The 23,278-nt window shown below is 35.0% G+C and carries 17 protein-coding genes; 8 read left to right on the top strand and 9 right to left on the bottom strand.

The features are described 5' to 3' along the window. Positions 1–12: 12 nt before the first annotated feature. Positions 13–1,401, bottom strand: coding sequence for a phosphoglucosamine mutase (glmM, locus tag CG11_RS20545; protein WP_052598733.1), 1,389 nt, complete (start codon positions 1,399–1,401; stop codon positions 13–15). Between the two features lie 577 nt (positions 1,402–1,978). Between glmM and CG11_RS20535 the strand changes: the two genes are divergently transcribed. From CG11_RS20535 to CG11_RS20525, 3 genes are all read left to right on the top strand, one after another. Then, entirely contained in the window at positions 1,979–2,776 is a 798-nt protein-coding gene (locus tag CG11_RS20535) for a hypothetical protein (RefSeq protein ID WP_052598731.1), read from the top strand. 12 nt (positions 2,777–2,788) lie between these two features. Next, positions 2,789–3,127, top strand: coding sequence for a LytTR family DNA-binding domain-containing protein (locus tag CG11_RS20530; RefSeq protein WP_052598730.1), 339 nt, complete (start codon positions 2,789–2,791; stop codon positions 3,125–3,127). A 212-nt stretch (positions 3,128–3,339) separates the two neighbouring features. Beyond that, positions 3,340–3,810, top strand: a complete 471-nt coding sequence (locus CG11_RS20525) for a hypothetical protein (RefSeq protein ID WP_052598729.1) — start codon at positions 3,340–3,342, stop codon at positions 3,808–3,810. A gap of 210 nt (positions 3,811–4,020) precedes the next feature. Here the strand turns inward: CG11_RS20525 and CG11_RS20520 are convergent, their stop codons facing one another. After that, entirely contained in the window at positions 4,021–5,415 is a 1,395-nt protein-coding gene (locus CG11_RS20520) for a VWA domain-containing protein (RefSeq protein WP_197043896.1), read from the bottom strand. Positions 5,416–5,613: 198 nt separating this feature from the next. Beyond that, positions 5,614–5,973, bottom strand: a complete 360-nt coding sequence (locus tag CG11_RS20515) for a cupin domain-containing protein (protein WP_052598727.1) — start codon at positions 5,971–5,973, stop codon at positions 5,614–5,616. A 137-nt stretch (positions 5,974–6,110) separates the two neighbouring features. On the opposite strand from CG11_RS20515, the gene CG11_RS20510 reads away from it, so the two are divergent. The 5 genes from CG11_RS20510 to CG11_RS20490 all read left to right on the top strand — a co-directional run bounded on the left by CG11_RS20510 (position 6,111) and on the right by CG11_RS20490 (position 15,721). Then, complete coding sequence (locus CG11_RS20510) at positions 6,111–8,723, top strand: FAD-binding protein (RefSeq protein ID WP_052598726.1); 2,613 nt, start codon at positions 6,111–6,113, stop codon at positions 8,721–8,723. Positions 8,724–8,726: 3 nt separating this feature from the next. After that, positions 8,727–9,818 (top strand): hypothetical protein, encoded by a 1,092-nt coding sequence (locus tag CG11_RS20505; RefSeq protein ID WP_156039840.1) that lies wholly within the window; start codon positions 8,727–8,729, stop codon positions 9,816–9,818. 335 nt (positions 9,819–10,153) lie between these two features. Further along, positions 10,154–13,192 (top strand): CHAT domain-containing tetratricopeptide repeat protein, encoded by a 3,039-nt coding sequence (locus CG11_RS20500; RefSeq protein ID WP_052598724.1) that lies wholly within the window; start codon positions 10,154–10,156, stop codon positions 13,190–13,192. Positions 13,193–13,277: 85 nt separating this feature from the next. After that, complete coding sequence (locus CG11_RS20495) at positions 13,278–14,786, top strand: hypothetical protein (RefSeq protein WP_052598723.1); 1,509 nt, start codon at positions 13,278–13,280, stop codon at positions 14,784–14,786. Positions 14,787–14,824: 38 nt separating this feature from the next. Beyond that, a complete protein-coding gene (locus CG11_RS20490; RefSeq protein ID WP_052598722.1) occupies positions 14,825–15,721 on the top strand; it encodes a hypothetical protein in 897 nt (298 codons plus the stop codon). Here the strand turns inward: CG11_RS20490 and CG11_RS20485 are convergent. The 6 genes from CG11_RS20485 to CG11_RS20460 all read right to left on the bottom strand — a co-directional run bounded on the left by CG11_RS20485 (position 15,718) and on the right by CG11_RS20460 (position 22,146). Then, entirely contained in the window at positions 15,718–17,205 is a 1,488-nt protein-coding gene (locus tag CG11_RS20485; protein ID WP_156039839.1) for a hypothetical protein, read from the bottom strand. The genes CG11_RS20490 and CG11_RS20485 overlap by 4 nt on opposite strands. A 150-nt stretch (positions 17,206–17,355) precedes the next feature. Beyond that, positions 17,356–17,997, bottom strand: a complete 642-nt coding sequence (locus CG11_RS20480) for a hypothetical protein (RefSeq protein WP_052598720.1) — start codon at positions 17,995–17,997, stop codon at positions 17,356–17,358. A gap of 4 nt (positions 17,998–18,001) precedes the next feature. After that, positions 18,002–19,696, bottom strand: coding sequence for a DNA polymerase/3'-5' exonuclease PolX (locus tag CG11_RS20475; protein ID WP_052598719.1), 1,695 nt, complete (start codon positions 19,694–19,696; stop codon positions 18,002–18,004). A 126-nt stretch (positions 19,697–19,822) separates the two neighbouring features. Then, entirely contained in the window at positions 19,823–20,869 is a 1,047-nt protein-coding gene (locus tag CG11_RS20470) for a leucine-rich repeat domain-containing protein (RefSeq protein ID WP_052598718.1), read from the bottom strand. Continuing rightward, positions 20,866–21,582 (bottom strand): leucine-rich repeat domain-containing protein, encoded by a 717-nt coding sequence (locus CG11_RS20465; RefSeq protein ID WP_052598717.1) that lies wholly within the window; start codon positions 21,580–21,582, stop codon positions 20,866–20,868. The genes CG11_RS20470 and CG11_RS20465 overlap by 4 nt, the downstream gene beginning before the upstream one ends. A gap of 6 nt (positions 21,583–21,588) precedes the next feature. Further along, positions 21,589–22,146, bottom strand: coding sequence for a hypothetical protein (locus tag CG11_RS20460; RefSeq protein ID WP_052598716.1), 558 nt, complete (start codon positions 22,144–22,146; stop codon positions 21,589–21,591). Positions 22,147–23,278 lie beyond the last annotated feature (1,132 nt).

The following is a 23,278-nucleotide window of genomic DNA, read 5'->3' as shown; positions in this document are numbered from 1 at the left end:
AACAAAGGTCTTCTAAATATCTCCTTTTAGAATAGCACTCATATCCATTTTGATTTTGTTAGCTAGCGTTTCTGCTGTAGTAACCGATTGACTTTCTGTGTAAATACGGATGATGGGTTCTGTATTTGAACGACGCAAATGCACCCAATTTTCGTTTAGGTAAATTTTAAGTCCGTCTACGGTGTTTTGTGGATATTGGTGGTACTTTTCTTGGAGTTTGTCCAACAACTCTATGATATTAATTTCTGGAGTAAGTTGTATTTTATCTTTAATAATGGTATAAAAAGGGTATCTACTTCTCAATTGTGATACAGATTTGCCAGTTTCAGCCATGAAGGATAGGAATAGAGCAACTCCTACCAAAGCATCTCTACCATAGTGCAATTCTGGGTAAATAATACCACCATTGCCTTCGCCACCAATAATAGCATTGGTTTCTTTCATAGTTGTGACAACGTTGACTTCTCCTACCGCAGAAGCTGTGTAAGTGCCACCGTGTTTTTTAGTAATTTCATTCAAGGCTTGTGTCGACGATAAATTGGAAACGGTATTTCCTTTTTGGTGCTGTAGAACATAGTCTGCAACAGCCACCAAAGTATATTCTTCCCCAAACATTTCTCCTGTTTCGGTAACAAAGGCCAAGCGATCTACATCAGGATCAACAGCAATTCCTAAATCAGCTTTATGAAAAACGACTTCTCTAGCCAAAGCCACCAAATTAGAGGGCAAAGGTTCTGGGTTGTGAGCAAAACGTCCGTGCATTTCATCATTAATTGCAATTACTTCACATCCCATTTGTTCCAAGAGAGGAACAACAGACAAAATACCTGTAGAATTAATACAATCTACAACTACTTTGTATTGTTTTTCAACTACTTGTTCTCGTCGTACAAGGTCTAAATCAAAAATAATATCAATGTGCTTTTGAATATAGCCAACTGCTTTTTCGTAACGTCCTAAAGCATCAATAGAGGCATATTCGACCTTGCCAGAGCTAATTAAATCCAAAATATCTTGCCCATCGTTGGCAGAGATAAACTCTCCAGAACTATTCAAAAATTTTAAAGCATTCCATTGTTTTGGATTATGGCTAGCTGTAATAATAATTCCTCCTCCAGCTCCCTCAAGAGAAACGGCAATTTCGACAGTAGGAGTAGTAGACAGACCGATATCCATTACATTGATACCCATCATGCGCAAGGTGCCGCAAACTAGTTGGTTAACAATATCTCCTGAAATTCGTGCATCTCGACCAACAATGACCAATGGATTTTGAGTTGTTGTTAAAACCCATTGTGCGTAGGCTGCTGTACTTTCTACAATGTCTTGTGCTGTTAGATTCTCTCCAGTGTTTCCACCAATAGTACCTCTAGTTCCCGATATTGATTTTATTAAAGCCAATCTTCTATGTATTAAGTGTAGTAATAAAGTTTTTTTGGATACTTTGCTAGTCAAATCAATGGATAGAAAAGTATTAAAGTATGTGATTTTAAGTGTGCGAGAATTGCTTTGAATGCTTGACGATTTATTATCGCTATGCACTAAAAATATTGTAAAATGAATAATGTGATGCAATTACGGTCTTAAATTCGCACAAAAATACGCTTTTTTCTGGTATCAATAGCCTATTTTCTAAAAAGAAAATTATCAAATGCCTCAAACAGCTTCAATTGATTATAATTTAGCCAATTAAGGTCTAAGAAAAGTACTCTAAACATTTTTTTGTAAAGAAAAGAGCATTTTTTCACTATTTGACCTCTATTTATTGCTTTAGTTTCGTTAATTTTAGAGAAGAAGGCTTCTTGGAGCATTTCTTAACGTACTATAAATTTATACCAAGGACAGCAGTAATGGTTTGGAAAAGATGTTGCGTTAAAATATCAATTTTTCTTGTCTTTTTTTCTGTCACTTACTTAAGCTAAATTATTAGTAATAAACGGTATATTTGTTCCTATTAAATGAACTCAATTGATTTAAAATGCAACAGTCTAATTTTTTAAATTATAAGATTACTTTCTTTCTCTTATTATCTATCTTATTTTTTGCTTGTGAACGCATTGTCGAGACCTTGGCACCAATAGATTTTGAATATTATCCTATAGAAGTAGGGAAATACAAAACTTATCAGATAGATTCTATTGTATACGACGAATATAATTGTACAGTTCAAACGACTACTTATCAAATAAAAGAAGTTACAGAAACAGAAACGGTAGACGGAGAAGGTGACCCTGCTTTTGTGGTTAAACGTTATTTTAGAAAAACAAGTAATGATGCTTGGGTCTTGTATAACATTTGGACAGAAAAGATAGAGGGTGACCAAGTACAACGGGTAGAAGACAATCAGCGGATGATAAAGATGGTGGCTCCAATGCAGCAAGATCGTCGTTGGGATGGGATTGTATACATTCGAAGAGATACTTTGGTGCCTATTCGGGGAGGTTCTATTGATATGTTTAAAGATTGGGATGACTTTGTATGCGAAGATATTGGTGATAGCTTTGTAGATACCTTGTCCAATACAATTTACCCAGATGTTGCCAAAATTGTTCAAGTAGACAAAACGAATAACATCGAACGTCGATTTTCGACCGAAGTTTATGCCAAAGGGATTGGTATGGTGTACAAAGAAATGCGCATTTTAGATACACAATGTCGCCCTCCAGGAACTTGTACTGGAAATAGTGACATTGGCTCTTGTATTGGAACACCTTGGCATATCAAAGCAGAGAAGGGGTTTATCTTAAAGCAATCCTTGATTGAGCACAATTACTAATATTTAGGAGGTATGGATACAAACAGCTCTCAACATCATTTTACATTTATCAAGTCGAATAAAAAATACATAAAAATCAATTTAGACGAAATTACGTATATCAAAGGTCTGGGGAATTATGTCGAAATTTATATGCAATTGGGCAAGCGGTATATTTACTACAAGGCTTTGAAAGATTTGATAGAAGTCTTGCCGCCGCATTTTATGAGAATACATAATTCCTATATTGTTAACCTAATGGCAATTGACGCACTTGAAGATAATCACATTTATATTAATAATGATAAAATATCCGTAGCTAAAAGTTATCGAGATTGCCTAAAAAAATCAATCGAAGGATTGTTGCTTTAGTAGATGTTTTTTTAGAAGTTATATCCAATAAGATCATTTGTGGAAAATCAAAAACATAAAGAATAAGGCAAAGTAAATAAATACAGGGTTCAACTAAATAGTAGCTTTGCAGAACAGTGTAAGATCATCTAATTTGTGCCTATTCAAACTTGGATAGAAGCAAAAAATGCTTTGATAACAAGTGTTTTAAGATCATTTTAAATAATTAGATTATGTTAACGGACAATCGCACAACAAATGTTTATCCATTAAAAGATGATGTGGCAACTATTTCAGGACTAATTCAGGCTTCTTATGAAGTTGTCTCTGGTTTCAAAGGGGAGCAGAGAGAATGGGCACGTGACTTATCTCTACACCATCCCAAAGCTATTTATTCGTATAAAAATTCGGAGAATAAACAGGTTACTATTCCTATAAGTGAGTTCCATGAAGATACAGATTCTATGATTATGGAAACGGATTTTTTTGAGTACGAAGTCCATAGAGAGGTCAAGGTTTTTGGAAACATTGCACAAGTTTGGAGTACGTATGAAACAACCTTGATGAAAGATGGACCTGTGAGAAGAAGAGGTATTAATAGTATTCAACTAGTTTATGAAAAAGACAGATGGTGGATTATATCTTGGGTCTTTGATAAAGAAACGGATGAAAATAGAATTCCAAAAACATTTGATAAACATTAGAGTAGGTTCGCAATTTATGTTCTTCGAAACCAAGTATCTATAACTCGAAGATGGAGTTTAAATAGGTTCTGAACCGAATTTGATTTTTTCAAAGTGATAAAAAATATCTGGAGCACAAGATACAAACAATCGTAATAGCCGACGCTATTACGATTGTTGTTTATGAACTTGACTGTTTTAGAAAATATAGATAGACCTAAAAAATATACCTTACTTTCGTACAACTTTTAGGGTATTAGAAGTTCCTCTATCTGTTGTTAGGCTTAAAATATAAATACCAGTTTCCAAATTTAGATGATGCAACTGAATGGCAGATGTACTAGGATTGAGTTGTCGTGTTAGTATCGGAACACCGTCTATAGAACTTAAGTGTAAAACAGGTTGATTGCCTTTGATGATATAATTGACATAAAGGCTGTGTTCAAAGGGATTGGGATAGGTTTTGAGTAGTTGAGAAGGCTGTGGATCAGATGTATCTTCTGTTTGGCGTTTTTTGAATAAAAAAACTAAGCTACTTGCTAGTAAGATAACAGCGATTCCCATGCCAGCATAGGTGTACAAGCGTTGGGCAGCTTCTTGTTCTTTTTTTTCTAAATGTTGGACAACTTTTGAGGGGAGTTGTAAAGAAATGTCATTGTTGGTCAAATAAATGGAGTCAATGTCAAATGTCAAACGAAAATCTCTTTGAGCGTTGGAGGCAAGATTTTCAGAAGCGTAACCTAACTCATAAATCGAGCGTATTTTTTTAGAAATATTATCATAAATATTGGATAAAGCATTGGAGGACTCGGTGTAATAAAAACTACCTCCTGTTGCTTCGCTCATTTGAGATAAAGCTTCCTTGTTGGCATTGCCCAAGGCAACGGTATAAATAGGAACCTCCATGGATTGAGCTAGTTGAGTGACTTCTTCTAAGGTAGCACTAGAACTATTGTCTCCTCCATCTGATAAAGCAATGATTACTTTTATGCCTGATTCTTTGGCTATGTTTTCTAAAGAGACTTTGACTGCATCATAAAAAGCGGTCAATGAGGTGGGTTTCATGGCCGAAATTTGCTTATTGATAAGAACTTGGTCGCTAGAAAAATCAAGTACTTTGTCTACTTTTTCAGAAAAACCAACCACTTGAATAGAGTCTTTGAGGTTATCCATAGATTGAACAAAACCTTTAACAGCTTTTTTTGCATTATCAATAGGAGCAATATAACCTTTGGGAGGAATAATTTGACCGTATCGACTATACGTACCTAGAAATTTACCATTCTTATCAAAAAGCTGATTATAATCTTCTGCCATAGATCCTGAATGATCAACGACCAATCCTATTTTTATAGATTCATTTTCAGATATTCTTTTTAAACAATGAATGGGGCAGGGTGTTGTGCCTTCGAAGATTTGAACTTGTTGCCTAGATAAGTTCCAGATAGGATTGCCAGAATGAGTTGCCGCATTAAAAATTACTGTAATTTTGGGAAAATCATCAGGGTAGACCCGTATGATATTAAGAGAAGCGGTATCTCTACTTTCAAGATTCAAATCAATATTATCTTGCGCTTGCTGCGTCCAACTCCAAAATAGTATTATTACAGAAAAAAAATATTTCATTTCCATGCTTGAAGGGTTATGTATTTGCTAAATGTAATAATACAACTCATTTTTATGAAAAATAATTCTATTAGCTCTGTATTTTAATTATAGAATCGTTAGATGTGCTCTATGAAAGACCAATTCAAAAAAATTCTAAAAAGTATTGGTGTCGCTAGTTGATTGAGGGAATGGGTAGAAGCTTCAATGCGATTCTAATTAAAAAATCTCCTCTTCTTCCTCTTGCCAATAAGGTTCTACAATGCATAAAAAAACTAAATCTTTTTGACCAATGTTTTTAATATACTGTGAGGCATTGGGAGGAACTAAAAAGACATCATCTTTGTTCACTTCAAAGCTCTTGTTGTCAATGTGCATTTCTCCTTTTCCATCCAAAATATAATAGGTTTCAGAGCCTTTGAGTTGATGGGGAAGAGAGGCTTGACCGACTTCCACCCGTGCATGAGCTAGGCTGTATCCTATAGAAACATTGTCATGCAAAGGGTGCATAATTTCTTTTAACTTGGTATGATCTCCTGCTACAAATTCGGTAGCATCATTTAGTTTTTTATAAAACATAGTTTATATTAATTGTTAATACTTGTTACAAAATAGTTTTTTGTAAAAACGTTACTTTGTGTATCTTTTGCCCGAAAGTCGAGAAAAATCTAAAAACTAGCGCGTAGCATTACTTCAATAAATAAGAAAAATATTGCATGAAACCTAAAAAGCTTCAACAAAAACTTCCCATTAGTTATTTGATGTTGACCTATATTGGTCGTATCAACCGAATAACGTATTGGCATGCAGTAATTTTTATTTGGTTAGCATTTTATGTGTGTTACAATTTAATAGAGTATGTTTTTGGTACTCCAGCAACAATGATTTTGTATCCCTTTTTGTTTTGGAGTTTGTTGGCTACTGCGATCAAGCGGTTACACGATGTCGGAAAGTCTGGATATGCTTTATTGATTTTAATCATCCCAATTCTAGGACCACTATGGTTAATTTATCAATTAGGTTTTAAAAAAGGAGTAGCTGCTGCGAATGATTATGGGGGAAATCCCTCTAGTGCAGACGACTATTTGCAAGTGCCTGATGGCAAAAAAATCTACCATCTAAAAACTAAGGAGCGTATTGTTAATGATGTGACGCAATTGAACCCTGTTATTGTGGCGGAAATTAAGTGCCCTACTAGCATTGAAGAAATACAAGACATCGTTAAACAAACAGAAGGCAGTATTTCTATTGGTGGGGGACGTTTTAGTATGGGAGGGCAAACCACTAGTACTCAAAGTACGCATTTGGATATGCGTCAATTCAATCAAATCGTAACTTTCTCCAAAGAAGAAAAACGCATTAAGGTTCAAGCAGGAGCAAGGTGGTGCGATATACAGGCACATATTGACCCTCATAATTTGAGTGTGATGATCATGCAAACCTATGCCAATTTTACAGTTGGTGGTTCGGTTAGTGTCAATGTTCACGGTCGTTACATGGGCTTGGGTGCTGTGATTTTGTCTGTTTTGTCTGTAGATGTAGTTTTGGCAGATGGAAGCTTGAAGCACGCTAGTCGAACAGAAAATACAGAGCTGTTCTTTGGAGTAGTGGGAGGATATGGAGGATTAGGAATATTGGTTCAAGTCGAATTGGCATTGACGGATAATATTCCTGTAAAACGAGTTCGCCAAAAAATGAATAGGAAAGATTACTGGGCATTTTTTGATGAAAATGTTCGGTTTGATGACAAAATTGTTTTTCATAATGCGGATTTGTATTTGCCTTCTATTCAGAAAATTAATGCGGTATCTTGGGTGAAAACAGACGAAAAACCTAATGTAAAGCATCGTTTAATGCCCTTGAAAGCTTCTTATCCTTTGGAGCGTTATTTTTTCTGGGTGACCTCTGAATCTCCTTTTGGAAAATGGCGAAGAGAACACATTATTGAACCTCTGTTTTATTTGGGTAAGCGTGTGCATTGGCGAAATTATGAGGCTGGATACGACGTAGCAGAATTGGAACCTAAATCTCGCAAACGGAAAACGTATGTTTTGTTAGAATATTTTGTGCCTATTTTGAAGTTTGATGCATTCTCAGACAAAATGAATGAAATATTTTTACGTCATAAAGTAAATGTTATCAATATTTCTATTCGACACGCTGTCCCTGACGAAGGGGCTTATCTCGCATGGGCACGCGAAGAAGTATTTGCGTTTGTCGTATATTATAAACAAGAAACAAGTGCAGCAGCAAAAGAAGCTGTTGCCGTTTGGAACAGAGAATTGGTAGATGCTGTTCTGGAAATAGGAGGAACATACTATCTGCCTTATCAAGCTCATGCGACTAGAGCACAATTTTTAAAAGCTTATCCTAGAGCAACAGAATTATTCCAACTAAAAGCGCAATTGGATCCTGAGTTTCGTTTTAGAAATGTGATTTGGGATCATTATTATCAGCCTAAAAAACAACTCAATATGACTAATGCTGGAGAATTTCAACAAGTCTTTTCTGATGTAAAGCAACGCGATGCTTTTTTTCGATTTTTGCAAGTAGTGTATAATTTGTACCCAGAGGAAAAATTTCACCATCTTATTGTAAAAGCTTGTGAAGAAAAACAAGCTGATCAAGCTATTTATGAGTTGGTTCAAAGCCAGCTATCAACCATTAAACCTTTCTTGGCAGATTTAAGATATGGGTTGCCTGCGCTAAAAAAACAAAAGCAAGAAATGACTCGTCAAACTTTGGAGTTGTTGGAAGGAAAGAAACAGATAGACGGGTATATGGAGATAGGGGCACCAGCACGTTACATATCCGATTTGCGAAAAAAGGTGAACGTAACTGGAAATATTTACATCATGCATGATTATGCGCCTGATTATTCTATTGCGGCTATGTTGGAGCGTGGGCAAATCCGAAAATTAGGGCAATACATTCCGCTAGATTATCAACCTATTGATCCCAATATCGTTCCTGATGCTAGTATTGATGTGGTTTCTTGTATGATTGGTTTGCATCATTGCCCTGTTCAAGATTTAGAGCCTTTTATTCGTTCGATACATCGAGTTTTGCGTAAAGGGGGGCGTTTTATTTTGCGTGATCACGATGCAGGAACAGCTTCAATGGCAACCTTTTGCTCTTTGGTACACACCGTATTTAATTTAGGATTAAATGAATCTTGGGATTTTAATCAAAATGAGTTTAGAAACTTTAAGTCGATAGAAGAGTGGTGTCAGATAGTTTGTAAGTTGGGATTCGAGGATAAAGGCTTCCGAATTTTGCAACACAAAGATCCTTCAGACAACACCTTAGTATCACTCGTAAAGTTGTAAATGATGAATCGACTACGAATTTTAATTGTTTTATTGGCTTTTATTGCAGGTTGTATTCATTATGCAAAATACCAACGAATGCAACGAACCTTTCCAGAAGGAGCGGGGCTTGTTATTGATAAACAGTGGTTGAAAACAAATGAAAACCCTATAACCCCTCCCAACCATCGACGTGCAGCAGACAATACTTTTTGGGTATATCCAGAATGGTATTTGGTGCATAGCCCTGCTGAACAAGCTGCTTATTTCAAAGAACATACCGCTACTACCTTGTCTTATGTGACACATCACGAGCAATTTTGGGATAGTTACCGAGTTTTATCCGAACAAATGGAGGGTAATTTTGAATTTAATTCTGAGTATCATACTATGGTTATGGTTATAGGGGCAAGTACTTCCACGGAGTATTTAATGAAGGCTTGGTATGAGAAAGTAGTCGGTCGAGTAACCGATACTAAAATTCCTGTTACCGAAGAAGATCAATGGAATGCTGCTTACCTGCAATCATATGTTGATTTTATACGAAAGGAACCATGGTTTAATTTTGATTATTGGCAGCAACTACAAGAATTGTGGACTCAAACTTCTTGGTTTGGACCTCATTTGTTGAGAAAATGGGAACGCAAATATGTCTTGACATCAGAATTGTTATTTAAAGCATTTTATGGACAGTTGATGAAAATGGGGTCGGAATCTATGTATGGAGAAAGCCTTTTGAATACGGTTGTTTTAGTTGATCATTTGCCCAAAAACATTGGAACGTCAGCAACAGTTATGACTGTATTGCCAGATAGTTCTGCTTTGCTTAGTTTGCCTCGCTATGCTGCGTTTATTCCTGCTATTCGATATCTAGCCCATCAAGGAGTTAATGTTAAGGAAGTAGCGGGGAATAATTCCGCCATATTGATTAGTTTATTAACTCCAAAAGATACCCAATTGGATATTCCCAATTGTCAACCCCTTTTTACGCAAACGATTACTTCTAAAGTAGATGAGCAAAGAATCGTATTGGTTACGCCCGTTCCAAATTTGTGCGAAACATTAAGAATTTTGAATCGGCAGAAAATACGAATCGAACATATCTATGATTTCTAAATAACAATAGTTAGCTGCGCTGCTACTAAAATCAACAACTCAATCGCTTATTGATACAAGTACTTTGTGCTTCAAAAGGGAATTCTTATATGAGAAATTGATTGTAGTAGTAGAAAAATAAAAAATCCATAGCATACAAAGGCAAATTCTTAGAATCAATTACTTATTTGTGGGGATATATTGGTATTTTTAGGCATTTATTTCAGCCTTTCCTTAGTATTCTATCAAGTAATTACTAGATAGTTATTTGATAAAGTACTAATCTACCCAATAGACAATATACTCATTTGTATTAAAACACAATTCTAACTATTCCCATTAATCAGAAGTAATCTATGAAGCAATTATTTTTTTACTGTTTCCTACTTGTAAATTGGCAAATTACTTATGCTCAAGATACACTTTCTACTGAATTATTAGATTTAGATCATGAAGTGTTGGATTCGCTGTCTGAAGCAGCTTATCTCAAAGGAAATTATGCGGATGCTATTAAATATGCTGAAGCTAATTTGAAAAAAGCAGCGCAAACGGTGGGCGTCAAAGATAGTACGTATGGTGCTTATATTAATTACTTGGGTTTTTTGAATGTGTATTCAGGAAATTATACGGTTGCTGAACAACTTTTTTTACAAGGACAGATTATTTTTACCAATCTATTTGGACATGAGCATAAAGATGTTGCTGATGCATTAAGTGGATTGGCAAAAGTTTATAGAAGAACTGGTGCCTTCAAAAAGACAGAAGAAGTATTGCTAGAAGTTAAAACTATTAATGCTAAATTGTCAGGAACAGAGAGTCAAGCTTATGCGGTTACTTTGAATGATTTGGCTGTGTTGTATTATTATATGGGGCGTTATGAGGAAGCTGAGCTATTGTATCTTGAAAATAAAAAAATTAATGCCAAAATATCGGGGGGCATGAATGTCGAATATAGCAATACATTAGCGAATTTGGCAGCTTTGTATTATGTTAATGAGCAACTTGAGGAGGCAGAGCCGTTGTACTTAGAAGCTGTTGGCATTGCTAAAAAAGTGTATGGGGAAGAGCACCCACGTTATGCCAATACATTAAGTAATTTGGCAGCTTTGTATCTAAAAATGGGACGCAACAAAGAAGGAGAAAAGTTGTGTTTGGAGGTACAAGCAATTCGAGAGAAGGTACTAGGAACAAAACATCCTCTTTACGCCAATAATTTAAATTTATTGGCTACTTCTTACAAACAACAAGGGCGATATGATGAAGCTATCAAATTGTCTATAAGAGTACGAGAAATATTAAGAACGACGATAGGAGTGAACCATCCCAAGTATGCTATCTTCTTGTCTAATTTTGCCAGTGCTTATTTCAAGATGGAGCATTATGAAGATGCAGAAAAGCTACGCCTTGAATCTTTAGAAATTATGGAGCGCAAAGTTGGTACTCAGCACGAGGGATATGTAAACTGTGTTAATGATTTAGTAGATGTGTATATCCGTCTTGACAATTTACCTAAAGCCAAACGCTATTTGCATAAATGCTTGCAAGCTGCATCTAACTCAACTATAAGTTTAGTACCTACACAAGAATGGAGAGATAGTCTAATGCAAGCAGATTATTTATCAATCAATCATCTAAACCAAATGTTACGAGGGTTAGAACGCTTGTATTTGTTATTAGAAAAGGAACAAGCACCCGACAAAGAAGCCAAACAATTGCTTGTAACAAGCCTTGCTCATGATTTATTTACAAAAATTCGAAAGTTATATACCAATAGTACGAGCAAGTTGCGAGTACTGGAACGTAGCGAACGTTGGAATGCTAGAGGTTTGTATTTATTGGAACAAGCAAATTTGGTAGAGCAGGCTTTTGATTTGGCAGAAGCAAATAAATCGGTCTTGTTGTTAGAGGCAACGAAGGCGGAAAAGGCATATCGATTGGGCAATTTGCCAGATTCATTGATGGACCGAGAAAATGAATTGTTTAAAGAAAGGGATGAATTACAAGCTAATATAATTACCAAACGCCCCCAAGTAGAACAAGATAGCTTGCGCAAGTTATTGAATGATGTCAATCAAGATATTCGTTTCTTTGTTCAGCAGCTAGAAAAGGATTACCCGAATTATGTTCAATTAAAATACAAAAGTGATAATGCCACTCTACGTGAAATTCAAGCTCTGTTGTCCCCTAAAACAGCTTTATTAGAATATGTTGTGACTGATTCGGTTTTGTACTTATTTTATATTGATAAAAAGGAATATAAATTGGTGCGTCAGTCTTTGAAAAGAGAGCACTTGACAACAAAAATTAGAGATTTGTACCGAGCGTTGAGCAATTACGATTTGTTGGCAAAAAATCAAGAAAAAGCCTATGAAGCTTATACACGCCCTGCGCATTGGTTTTATAAAAAAATGATAGCACCTATTCTAAGAGAAACTTCGGATATAGAACATTTAATTATTGTTCCTGATGGCGAATTAGCTTACTTGCCATTTGAAGTTTTTTTGATGAACCCAGCACCACAAGGAGAGGTGAATTATCCAGATTTGGACTACTTAATTAAGCATTTTAAAGTGAGTTACAATTATTCTGCAACATTGTGGAAAGAGAACAAGCAAAGTACCAAGTCGGTTAATAATGGACAAATATTAGCTATGGCGGCAAACTACGATATATCTTTAGATACCCTAAAAAAAGATCTTAGATTACCCAACTATTATAGAGGTCGAAAGGGCTTGAAACCGCTCTATGCAGCTCGACGAGAGGTGAATGTTTTGTCCAAAGAATTTCAAGGCTACTTTGGTTTTGACAAAGATGCTTCGGAGCGTTTGTTCAAAGAAAAAGTAGCAGATTATGCGGTTATTCACTTAGCTATGCATGGCGTTTTGGATTATAAACAGCCTATTTTGTCTAGTCTGATTTTTACAGAAGATGGGGACAGTATAGAAAATAGTTTTTTGCAAGCCTATGAAATCGCAAATCTAAAATTAAATGCAGATTTGGTCGTGCTTTCTGCTTGTGAAACAGGCTTTGGTACTTTTGAGAAAGGCAATGGAATTGCTTCTTTAGCACGTTCTTTTATGTATGCAGGGGCTTCTTCCATGGTGATGACTTTGTGGCAAGTCAACGACTTTGCAACTGCTGAGATGATGAAAATATTTTATTCAAATTTAAGTAATGGTATGACAAAGTCGGAGGCTCTGCGAGAAGCTAAATTGAATTTTATGCAAAATGCTTCAGGAATTGGTCCTCATCCTGCTTTTTGGTCTCCATTTTTGCTGGTTGGAAATGATGAACCTATTCAAATTATGCGTAAATCTACATGGATGTACTGGGGGCTAGGGCTTGTTGCTTTGGGGCTTGTGATTGTTGTTGCTTGGAGGTGGTGGGGTAGATAGATAGCTTAACTTTTATTATAGCTTGTATTTTTGCGATAAAAGAGGTATTTTTAATGCGATTATTTTTATTAATTAAAAATCAAATATGAAGACTGAACTAAAATCCTTGATGGTTGATTGTCAAAAATGGTTAAAAGAATTTAAACAATTAAAAAATAAATCTGCTCATAAAGCCAGATACCTTCAATATGTAGAAATTGTAAGGACTTGTAAAGCTTACTTAGCTGTAGAAACACTAGAACAAAAAACTCTTGTAACACTCAAAAAAGAAGAAGGGATACCTTATTCTGATAAGGTGCATTTTAGATGTATAGAATTGGTTAAGAAATTTACGGTTGAAGTGAAAGGAGATAAAGGCTTTGAATTTCGAAAAGACGGTCGAAATGTAAGTAATCTTATAAATAAAGATAATGTTACTTATACATACACCATGAAGGGATACGACAAAGCAGAGTATGATGAACAGGATTCTGTTTCTATTTGTAGACAATATAGTGTACTAGAAATGCAGAATTCAGCTAGAGAACTAGAAATAACTATTACTTTTGAGACCGCCAATCAAGTTTATGTTGATGTTAAAAAAGTATCAATCCCACCTTTTTCTTCTAGCTATGAAATTAATGTTAATGCTAAATGGTTACCCAAGCTAAAGATAGATGTTAATGATCCTGATTCTATTCGCTATTTAATAGACAACTATGGAAATTTAATAGACAGAGTTGGTATAAATCTTATAGAAATACTTCAACATCATTTAACAGAAACCAAAACAAGTCTCATACAATTAACAACAGCTTATACCGTAGCTTATGATCGTTTTACTAAAACTCTACAAGCTGCCAAAGATGCCGAAGATTTGAAAGCTGCATGGATTGCAAATGTATTTAGTATTGCAGGATGTGGGATGCTATCTGCATTTTCTTCAACTAAATTTCTTTTAAATACTTTAGATGATTTGCTTGCTATTGATAAAGAAAATATTGAGAGCACTATTAATATTTTAGAAGACTTGGCTCAAGTTTCGTTAGATAAAGCGTTTACTACGGATTTTAATCTTTCATCAGCAAAGGAACTAGAACTGGATAGCCCTTTAAGCTTTCAAAATGATTTAGAAAAAAAAGGAGCAAAGTTATTGGGAGAGGTAATGAATTTAACAAAAAATTACATGGAGGCTATTCTAAAGAAAAAAGAAACATTAACTACTAAGAAGCAAGCTAAAATATTTTCTTTAGAGGAAGAGTGGGAGTCTTTTTGTAAAATCTATGCAGGTTACTTAAATCTAGAGAGTGTTTTATCAAAGCTTTTTGATAAAAAGTGGAATATTCCCTCTTCGTTGGCAGATGATTTGGAATTATTTTTATGGGCAGAGTGGATAAGAACCCAGCAAACGCATAAGGCGAAACATAATCCTTCACAAGAGATTGAATTTGACTCTGTAAGTCTTCCTTTGGAAAGACCTATTATCAGTGCTTTGTCAAGATTAAAATTAACCTCTAAGTTAGGACTAGATTTTGGTACATTTGAGTCTTGGTATGACGAATCTGAGATATTGAGAAAATGGGCAAAGGAGTTTCAGCCTCGACCTCTTTTTTAGATTTTATGTAACAGAAAAAACATTTTAAACGAGTCTCAATGAAAGTAGCCTATTATTTGATTATTGTTGGAGTTTTACTACTGATTTTTGCTTGTGAAAATCCGCAAGAAATCGTAGAAGAACCTGAAGATATAAAGCCTGCCGAGCCAATATCTATTATTGATTTTGATACATATACTCTAAAAAAAACGATTTGGTATGGAACTGGAGCTTCTGATGGGCATTTAATTTACATGAGGCTAGATACTAATAGGTTTTATCTTCTAGAAGTAGATACCGCACAATTAGAATATATAGAAACTGTTTCAACGCTTCAATTTAAATTGACTTCCAGTGATTGTTTGATTGCAAACTACTTTTTTGATTTAGGACCTGACACAGGAGGGGGCTTTCCCTTGCAACATTTTTTAAACAATTACAAAGAAGATTTTATATTACATCATATAACACTTTCCAAACTTTCAGAATACGAAGCGGTCAAAAGGAGGTATTTTCCGTTACATTTTAGAAATTTCATAGTAGGAGAACTTAACTTATCCACCTTGCAAGAAATTGTATTTAAGGATACTTTAGGGCAAGTTGTGTTAAATGTTCAGAGAGACACCTCTTTTACCAAACAAGAGCTTAAAATACCTTCTAATTATAAAAGAAAATATATAGAATACGAGCATTCATTTAAAACAGATAGTTCTCAGATTACTTATTATATCACAGGGTCAACAAATGGGAAACATCGTTCAAGCTTTTTTAGAGAAAGACTAAAAGGTGAAAAAGAAGACAAGTGGCGTGGCAAGGTAATCGCCACTTATAAGCGAGATTTTCTTATTATAGAATATAAGTTGGTAGATGATGAAGAACAAATGCGTCCCAGTTTTATCAAAATCATGAAAATGGATTCAGCATTATATCAATACCCGATAGAAGGGCGTTACTAAAAACGATCAAAATGTTTGGATTTGCTTTGGTGAATTAACTTGATGACATTATTTTCCAGTTTAAAATACTGCGAGCCAACTTTAAAGGCACTACCATCTTTTTTGTCTGCCAAATCGGTAATATCTTCGTTAATAGTATGCAAAGAACCACCAGTATAACGTGCCAAATAGATATAGTCTAAGTTGATGACATCCCCTTTGGCAATGCCACAAACGACAACCCGAACGGGTTTTCCTAACTTCATTAACCTAGGAATCAAGCGAAAATCTCGAACTCTAGAAAAATTGTCTGCAATTAATACAACTCCTTTACATTTGGGAAATTTTTTAATGCCATAAAGAATGGCTTCGACATCATTTTCAGGAGCTTTACCCCCTTTTCCATTGCGCATTGCTTCAAAAGCCATTTCCTCAATTTCTTGCACATTATCAGCACTAGTGTAATAACAACCACCAGAGTAGCCCAAAGGACCATCGGGTTTGCTATCGCCATCGTTAAAAAAAACAAACTTTTCGGTGGTGTTTTTTTTGATATGGCTGCGCAAAAAGAGTAGTGTTTGGGTTAAGTATGGGTGCATACTTCCCGTTACATCTTGCACCACTACATGGTCATCCCATCGTCCTAAGGTTCGATTAAGGACAGAATAAACGACAGAATCCTCCGTCATTTCAGCAATAACTTTTTCGGGTTCGGGAGCAGCATCCAAGTCAGGAACCTCTCGTTCCGTTATTTTCATTTCTTTGATTTCTTTGAAGCGATATTCCTTTGGACGTTTGGGACCTTCTTTGGTAAATCGTTTTCCTTTTTTTCGACCAGCTTTGGTTTTGGACAAGTATTTTCCTGTCCAAAAGCGTTTCCGAATTTTAGTATAAGTGGTATCTTGAATGATTTTGGTTGCCGTAGACTTGTTGAGCAAGGTTTTGATTTGAGCTACTTCTTCGTTGGTTTCCAATACTTTTGTTTCTGGCTCATCAACTCTAAGGTCCATAGCGGTACTAATCGTAATCCCATTTTTGGTCGTTACTCGATGGGGTTTGAGGTAAATGACAAAACCATGAAAATAAGTTTGTGCTTCTTCATAGTCCATGGTTCCATTTTGAGCCATCAAATTCCAATCAATCAAGTTATTATTAAATGCTTGCGGAAAAAATTGTTGGAACATCTCATAACGTTCCTTGTTCAACTTGATTTGGTCAAATGTTTTACTTCTTCTAAATACCGTATAAACCAAGTCGATGCGCTCTATCATCGTATCTTTGAGTGTATGAAACAATGCTTTATCGTCTTCTGTAAATAAGAATTTTGAGTAATTCATGGGTAAGTAAATGATATACTTACTTTTTCTAGAGACATCGTACCTTGCCAATTCGAATTCTTTGGCTTTAGACAACATTTCAGGAGATACCACAACGCTATCCATTACTTGGCTGTAAGTGAGCGAATGGAGGAATAACAATAAGAACGCAATCAAATAAATCTTCATAACAGTTTTAATTTTGGAACAGTAAGTTACGGAGATTTTAAAAAATACAAGGAATTAAATCATCAATAGTCTGTTAAAACTATATTAGTAGCTCTAAAATAGAGGAATAAGAAACGATCAATAGTCCCAATATATTGCTAATAATAAAACCTACTCATAAACATTAAAATAGATATATTTCCAAACTTCTTTTTCAGGATTAGGAAGACCTTTCTTGTCAAAGTACATTTGGATGCGGCGGCGGTACAACTTTCCTTTTTTCTCCAATATTTGAATGGTACCCTTGGCGATGAATTTATCACCAGCAGAGTGGGTATAAATATGGTAATTGTTGGCATCATCTATTTTAGGGTTAATTAAAATAGAATCGGTATAGTTGTGTATAAGAATGGTTCCTTCGGTGTAATTGGGGACCCTGACTTGTCCTAAAGAGTCACAAAAAAATAGCTTCTTATTATAAACAACAGGGTGAAACAACCTAGGAAAGGAATCTAAAATATAAGAACACGTAATTTGAATCGTATTTGGTGCAAGGGCTGTTTGGGATTTGGTAATAATAGGAGATGCCAAGCTATCGTATTCAAAAACAAGCTCCTTTTTATTAACAGTATATGTCCCAACGCCAATTGTCTCGCCCGAACCATCAATGTATTGATAACTAAATCTTTGATTGGGAAGTAATTTATAACAAGAAAAATACAAAGTGGTATTCTTTTCACAAATCGTTGTTTGAGAATAACTGGTTTGCCAAAAAGACAAGAGTATAAACAGCAGGCTTATCAATCGATTCATAAGATTACTTTTTGGTAGATATTAAGGCTTCAAAATCACTTGCTGATAAGCTATTGACACACATTTCTTTATTTAATAAGCCCTTTCTAGCTGCCAAAACTCCAAAATGAACATCGTGCACTCCTTCCAAACTATGGGCATCTGGATTGATTGCAATTTTTACCCCTTGCTCTAAAGCATAAGGAATCCAAGTATGATCCAAATCTAAGCGAAGCGGATTGGCATTGATTTCAATAATAACACGATGCGCAGCGCAAGCATCAATAACAGCTTTATGGTCGATAGGGTAGCCTTCTCTGGATAGTAAAATTCTTCCTGTTGGATGTCCCAAGATGGTGGTATAAGGATTTTTAATGGCTGTAATTAAGCGTTGTGTTGCTCTGTCCTTATCCATGCGCAAGGTAGAATGGATAGAAGCAATAACAAAGTCAAATTTTTCTAGAATTGTATGATCATAATCTAAGCTGCCATCGTATAAAATATCAGATTCTATTCCTTTAAAAATTTTAAACGGAGCTAGTTTTTCATTTAAAGCATCAATTTCTTCCATTTGAGCTAAGACTCGTTCTACTTGCAAGCCATTGGCATAAAAAGCAGATTTGGAATGGTCGGTAATTCCTAGATAGGTGTAACCTTGTTCTTGAACATAAGTAGCCATTTGTTCTAAGGTATTGGCACCATCACTCCACGTGCTGTGTGCATGCAGAATGCCTTTGATATCTTGTTCTTGAATCAGCTCAGGAACAAAACCTCCTTTTATTTTAAAAATAATTTTGGAAACATCTCGTATTTCTGGGGCGATAAATGGCAAACCTGCGGCTGCAAAAATAGCTTGTTCATCCATGCCTTTTAATTCTTGGGGGTTGTTGTGTCGCCAATCTATTGGGGTGTCAAAAGCAGTCTCAAACAAGTCTTTGTTAAACGACTCTGTGCCCGTTGTTCGGAGCAAATTATAGCCAAAAAAGTCTGCATCAGAGGTACACAAAATAACAGGAATACCTTGATCGGGCGTTTTGCAATGATAAACTGGCGTTGTTCCATCGTGTTTGTCTAAAACTAAGATGTTTTCATCAAAAATGGCTTGAATATCGTGTTGACCAATAAGGATAGCAATGGCTTCTAAGATAGGTTCTAAGCGTCTAATTTTGCCTGTTAAACTAACCAATTCTGTGTCCAATGTTTCCTGTATATCTAAAACCAAATTTTCCGCTTCTTCCTCTAGTTTGGCAAAGTGAAATTTATCAATAGATTGAAAGAAATATTCCAACTGTTTTTTTATTGTTGCTTGTGTTTTTATTCCAAAACCTTTTAGAGAAACCAAACGATTTTCATTACAAGCATAAAGTAACTCTCCTGGTGATTGAATTTCTAATTCTTCCCACAGTAACTTTATCTTTTTTATACCAAGTCCTTTTATGCCAAGCAGTTGTACGATGCCTGTAGGTGTGGTGGCTTTATAGTCTTCTAGCAACTTCATTTTGCCATCTTTTTGCAACTCCATGACTTTTTGACCAATAGCATCTCCAATCCCCTTTACTTGCTTGACTTCTGCAAGACTCATATCATCCAAGGCTTCTGTCACTCCACGAAGAATTCGATAAGCATTGCTATACGATTTAATGCGATAACTATTCTCTCCGTTTAATTCCATCAATTTAGCTAGGGTTTGAAACTGATTGGCGTATTCTTTATTTGTCATGTTATAATATTCTCTTTTGGTGTGTTTAATCAATAGTTAGCTGCGCTGCTACTATTTAATAGCGGATAGCCTTTAGAAGGCTAAAAAGCCCCATAAAGGTAATAAAAATAGTAGAAATAAAGAGCATCAGTATTTGACTTGGCATTTAGGAAGCAAGGTCTTGATGCGGGTAATTTCGTCCTCTGTCAAGGCACAATCCCACAACCAAAGTAGCTTCAATTTCTTGAGTTGTGCAATACTATCAGGGAGCTGAATTCCGACATTACCAGTAAGTTTTAGTGATTTTAGTTGGCTTAAACGTCCAATACTTTCGGGAAGCGTTTTTAGTTGGCTGTCAAAAACGTATAGTTCTTTCAAGTTAGATAATTGCCCAATGGATTGGGGGAGTGCTTGTATTTTTGTTTTCCCAAGGTGCAGTTTTTCTAGGTTGGTCAAATAGCCAATAGATTCAGATATTGATGTAATCGGATTATCACTAAAATAGAACGTTTCTACATGCTTAAAATCTTTAATGTAATCTGGAATTTCAGTAAGCTGATTATGGGATAAATTTAATTCTTTGATGGCTGTCAATTGACTCAATACCTTGGGAATACTGGTGAGTTTGTTGCTGTGTATGTATAACGTATGTAAACGGGTTAAATTACGAAAGGAATCAGGCAAGGATTCCAACTGGTTGTAGTTTAGTCGGAGACGTTGCAAGCGATGAAGATTGTCAATAGATTTTGGGATAAAACTAAGCTGATTGTGAGAAATAGTAAGGTCTTCCAGATGGCTCATCCTTAAGATACAAGCAGGAAAAATACTAAAAGCATTAGAACTAACATTCAGCTCCTCCAAATCTTTTAAATAGGCTAATGTGTCAGGAAGGGTTTTTAGTTGATTGTTTCCTAAATACAAACGTTGTAAATTAAATAAACGCCCAATTAAATCAGGCAACTCGTTTAAATCTAGTTGATTGAGATAGGCATGTGTTTTTCTTGTGATCTCATCCAAATAGTCTTCTAAGATACGTTTTTTGAAGCGATATTTTTTGACATCAGAAAGCCATTTTAGCACTAGCTCATATTCTTCCAGTACGATAGCATTGGCTTTAGATAACTCAATGGCTAAATTAATATTCTCTACTTTGGAAGTCTGTATAAGTTGGTATAGTTTCTCCTTATCTGTCATGATTGCCCAACAATAATTTTACAGGTCGGTAATAGTGTTTGTACTTTTAGTAAGGCATTTTTAGGGATAGGGTTGTTACTTAAATCAAGAATTTCAAGTTGTTGCAATTCTTTGATGAACGTGGGAATCATCGTAATTTGATTGCCTTGCAAATGAAGTGTTTTTAAATTGGAAAGCCATGCAATATCTGTAGGAATTTCTAACAGCTGATTATTGGCAATGGACAAATGCTGTAGATGCAACAATTGAGCCAAGGAATCTGGCAATATACTTAACTGGTTATTAGACAAGTCTAAATGCTTTAGGGTGGGCAATAAGCCAATAGATTCAGGAAGTGCTAGTAGTTGATTACCTTGCAGTTCTAGTTGCTCAATTTTGGGCAGCATACCCAAAGACATAGGAATCATATGAAGCTTGTTATAACTCAAATCCAATTGTTTTAAATTACTAAGCACACCAAAGTTACTAGGAATTTGTTCTAGATTATGTTCAGCCAAACAAATGCTTTCTAAAGAAAATAGCTCTAACAATAAAGGTTCTAGAGCGTTGATCGTAGGGGCAATAAGTTGTTGCTCTTGTAACCAATCGGCTAGTTGCAGATAAGGCTTCCAGTCAAAATTAGCATTCGAAAAACTTTGCAAGTGCAGCGCTTTAGCAATGTTTGTTACTATACCTGTTCGTAATAATTGTTGTATCTGTAAATTTGAACCCATTGTAAGCTAATTAAATAGAGACTGTAGAAATGCCTGAACTTTATTTGAGCCAACTAATATACTAATTTTATGCTGCTCTCCAATAGCAGTACCTGTCAAATGAATTTCTGTTAAGTATTTTAAATTTAAAACTTCGGGAGGAAAAGAGCTCAAATTTCGACACCCGCTTAAATCAAGTACGGTTAGGCTGTGCAAATGACCGACAGACTTGGGCAAATTAACAATGGTTGTAGAAATGATTTTTAATTGCTCTAAATCTCGTAAATATGGAATTGGAAAAGCATCTAAAATATTGTGGTTTAGTTTTAACCACCTCACTTTTAGCATATATTGTAATGATTCTTCCATGTCATCACTATTCATACTATTTAAGTTAGCTAGTAGGCGTAATCCAACTAAGCTCTTGTAATCTTTTGCTTGTAAAAGTGCTTTAAATTGTTCTTGAACATATTGTTCTAGTCTAGAATCATTTTGCCAAATGAGCATCGCAAGACGAATATTTTTTTCGTCCCAAGAGTTAATTAATTCTAGTAAGTTTTTTTGTTCTTTCTCAATATCTTTCACGATGAATAAAAATAAGAGTGCTCTAAAAAATTGTCTTTGGTTGTCATGGCTAGTCTAACTATGTTGCAATTGCAGAAACCAAAGCGTCCAAAAATTTATTAACGAATGTTTTGTTTATAACAGTCTGTGCGACTCTTCAAGATATTTTTTGTTATCTAAAATGCCACATCCATGCTTTGTTTGGATACGAATAAAAGCTATTGGAGAGCTTAGAAGAGTCTAATATATTATTAAAATAAAATTATAACCTCAGGGTATAAGCAGGTGAAAAATTCTAAAGTAATGAATCTGTTTTACCTTGTAAGAGTAGCTAGTTGTATTGCTACGACATGGTTTTAAGGAACGATTGTTAGGTGTCAGTTTTGTTTATGAATGCTTTTCATGATTTTTTGAAATTCATTTTTGATTGATAATCAGTTTTTTTGAAAATGATAATTTTTAAGAATTATAAAATGATAATCATAGACCCTACAAAAGTGTTAAGTTTCTTACTACATAGATCGTACAAAAGATATTCACCCAATCAATTGATTGCCAAAGGTTTTTTATTATTGAATGTAAGATAGACATAATAAACGCTATGATTAATATGAACCAATGGCAGTTTGGGCAGAGACTATATGGCAAAACTAAATGATTGCTAAGTAATAAGCATACAAAGCCAGCTCCCAAAGCATAGGTTTGGATAGATAAATCAGCGTTTGAAACACTTTGTGTATCAGATGACGACTACAAATGAGTTGATAGGATTCAATGACTTATCAAAAGTAGAGAATCACAAATAAATTTTGTGCGCGTATGTTATTTAGATAGTTTGTTGCGTTCATAAGAACGTTATCGCTTCGTTAGTTCTCTACAATCAATAGCTTTTGGAGCTTATGCTAACTCGGCAAGTTTGGCTAATAAAAATAAAACTAATACGGTATCCTTTTTTCAATTCCATATAGTTCGCTCAAGAAAAATAGTTAAAACTAATTTCTAATTCATTCAAAAACTACTCATTTGTGATAACCATCTATTGTATGATTAACCCGTCAATGATTAAAAATAGGGTTGTGTTGTTAAATGTATGATGGAAGTTCATTGAAATAAAAGACAAAAATTTTAAACAAATGCCATTGATACTTAAGTT

The sequence above is a fragment of the Aureispira sp. CCB-QB1 genome (genome assembly GCF_000724545.1).
Classification (GTDB): Bacteria; Bacteroidota; Bacteroidia; order Chitinophagales; family Saprospiraceae; genus Aureispira.
The sequence above is the reverse complement of the archived record's forward strand: the minus strand, read 5'-3'. Positions and strand labels throughout refer to the sequence as shown.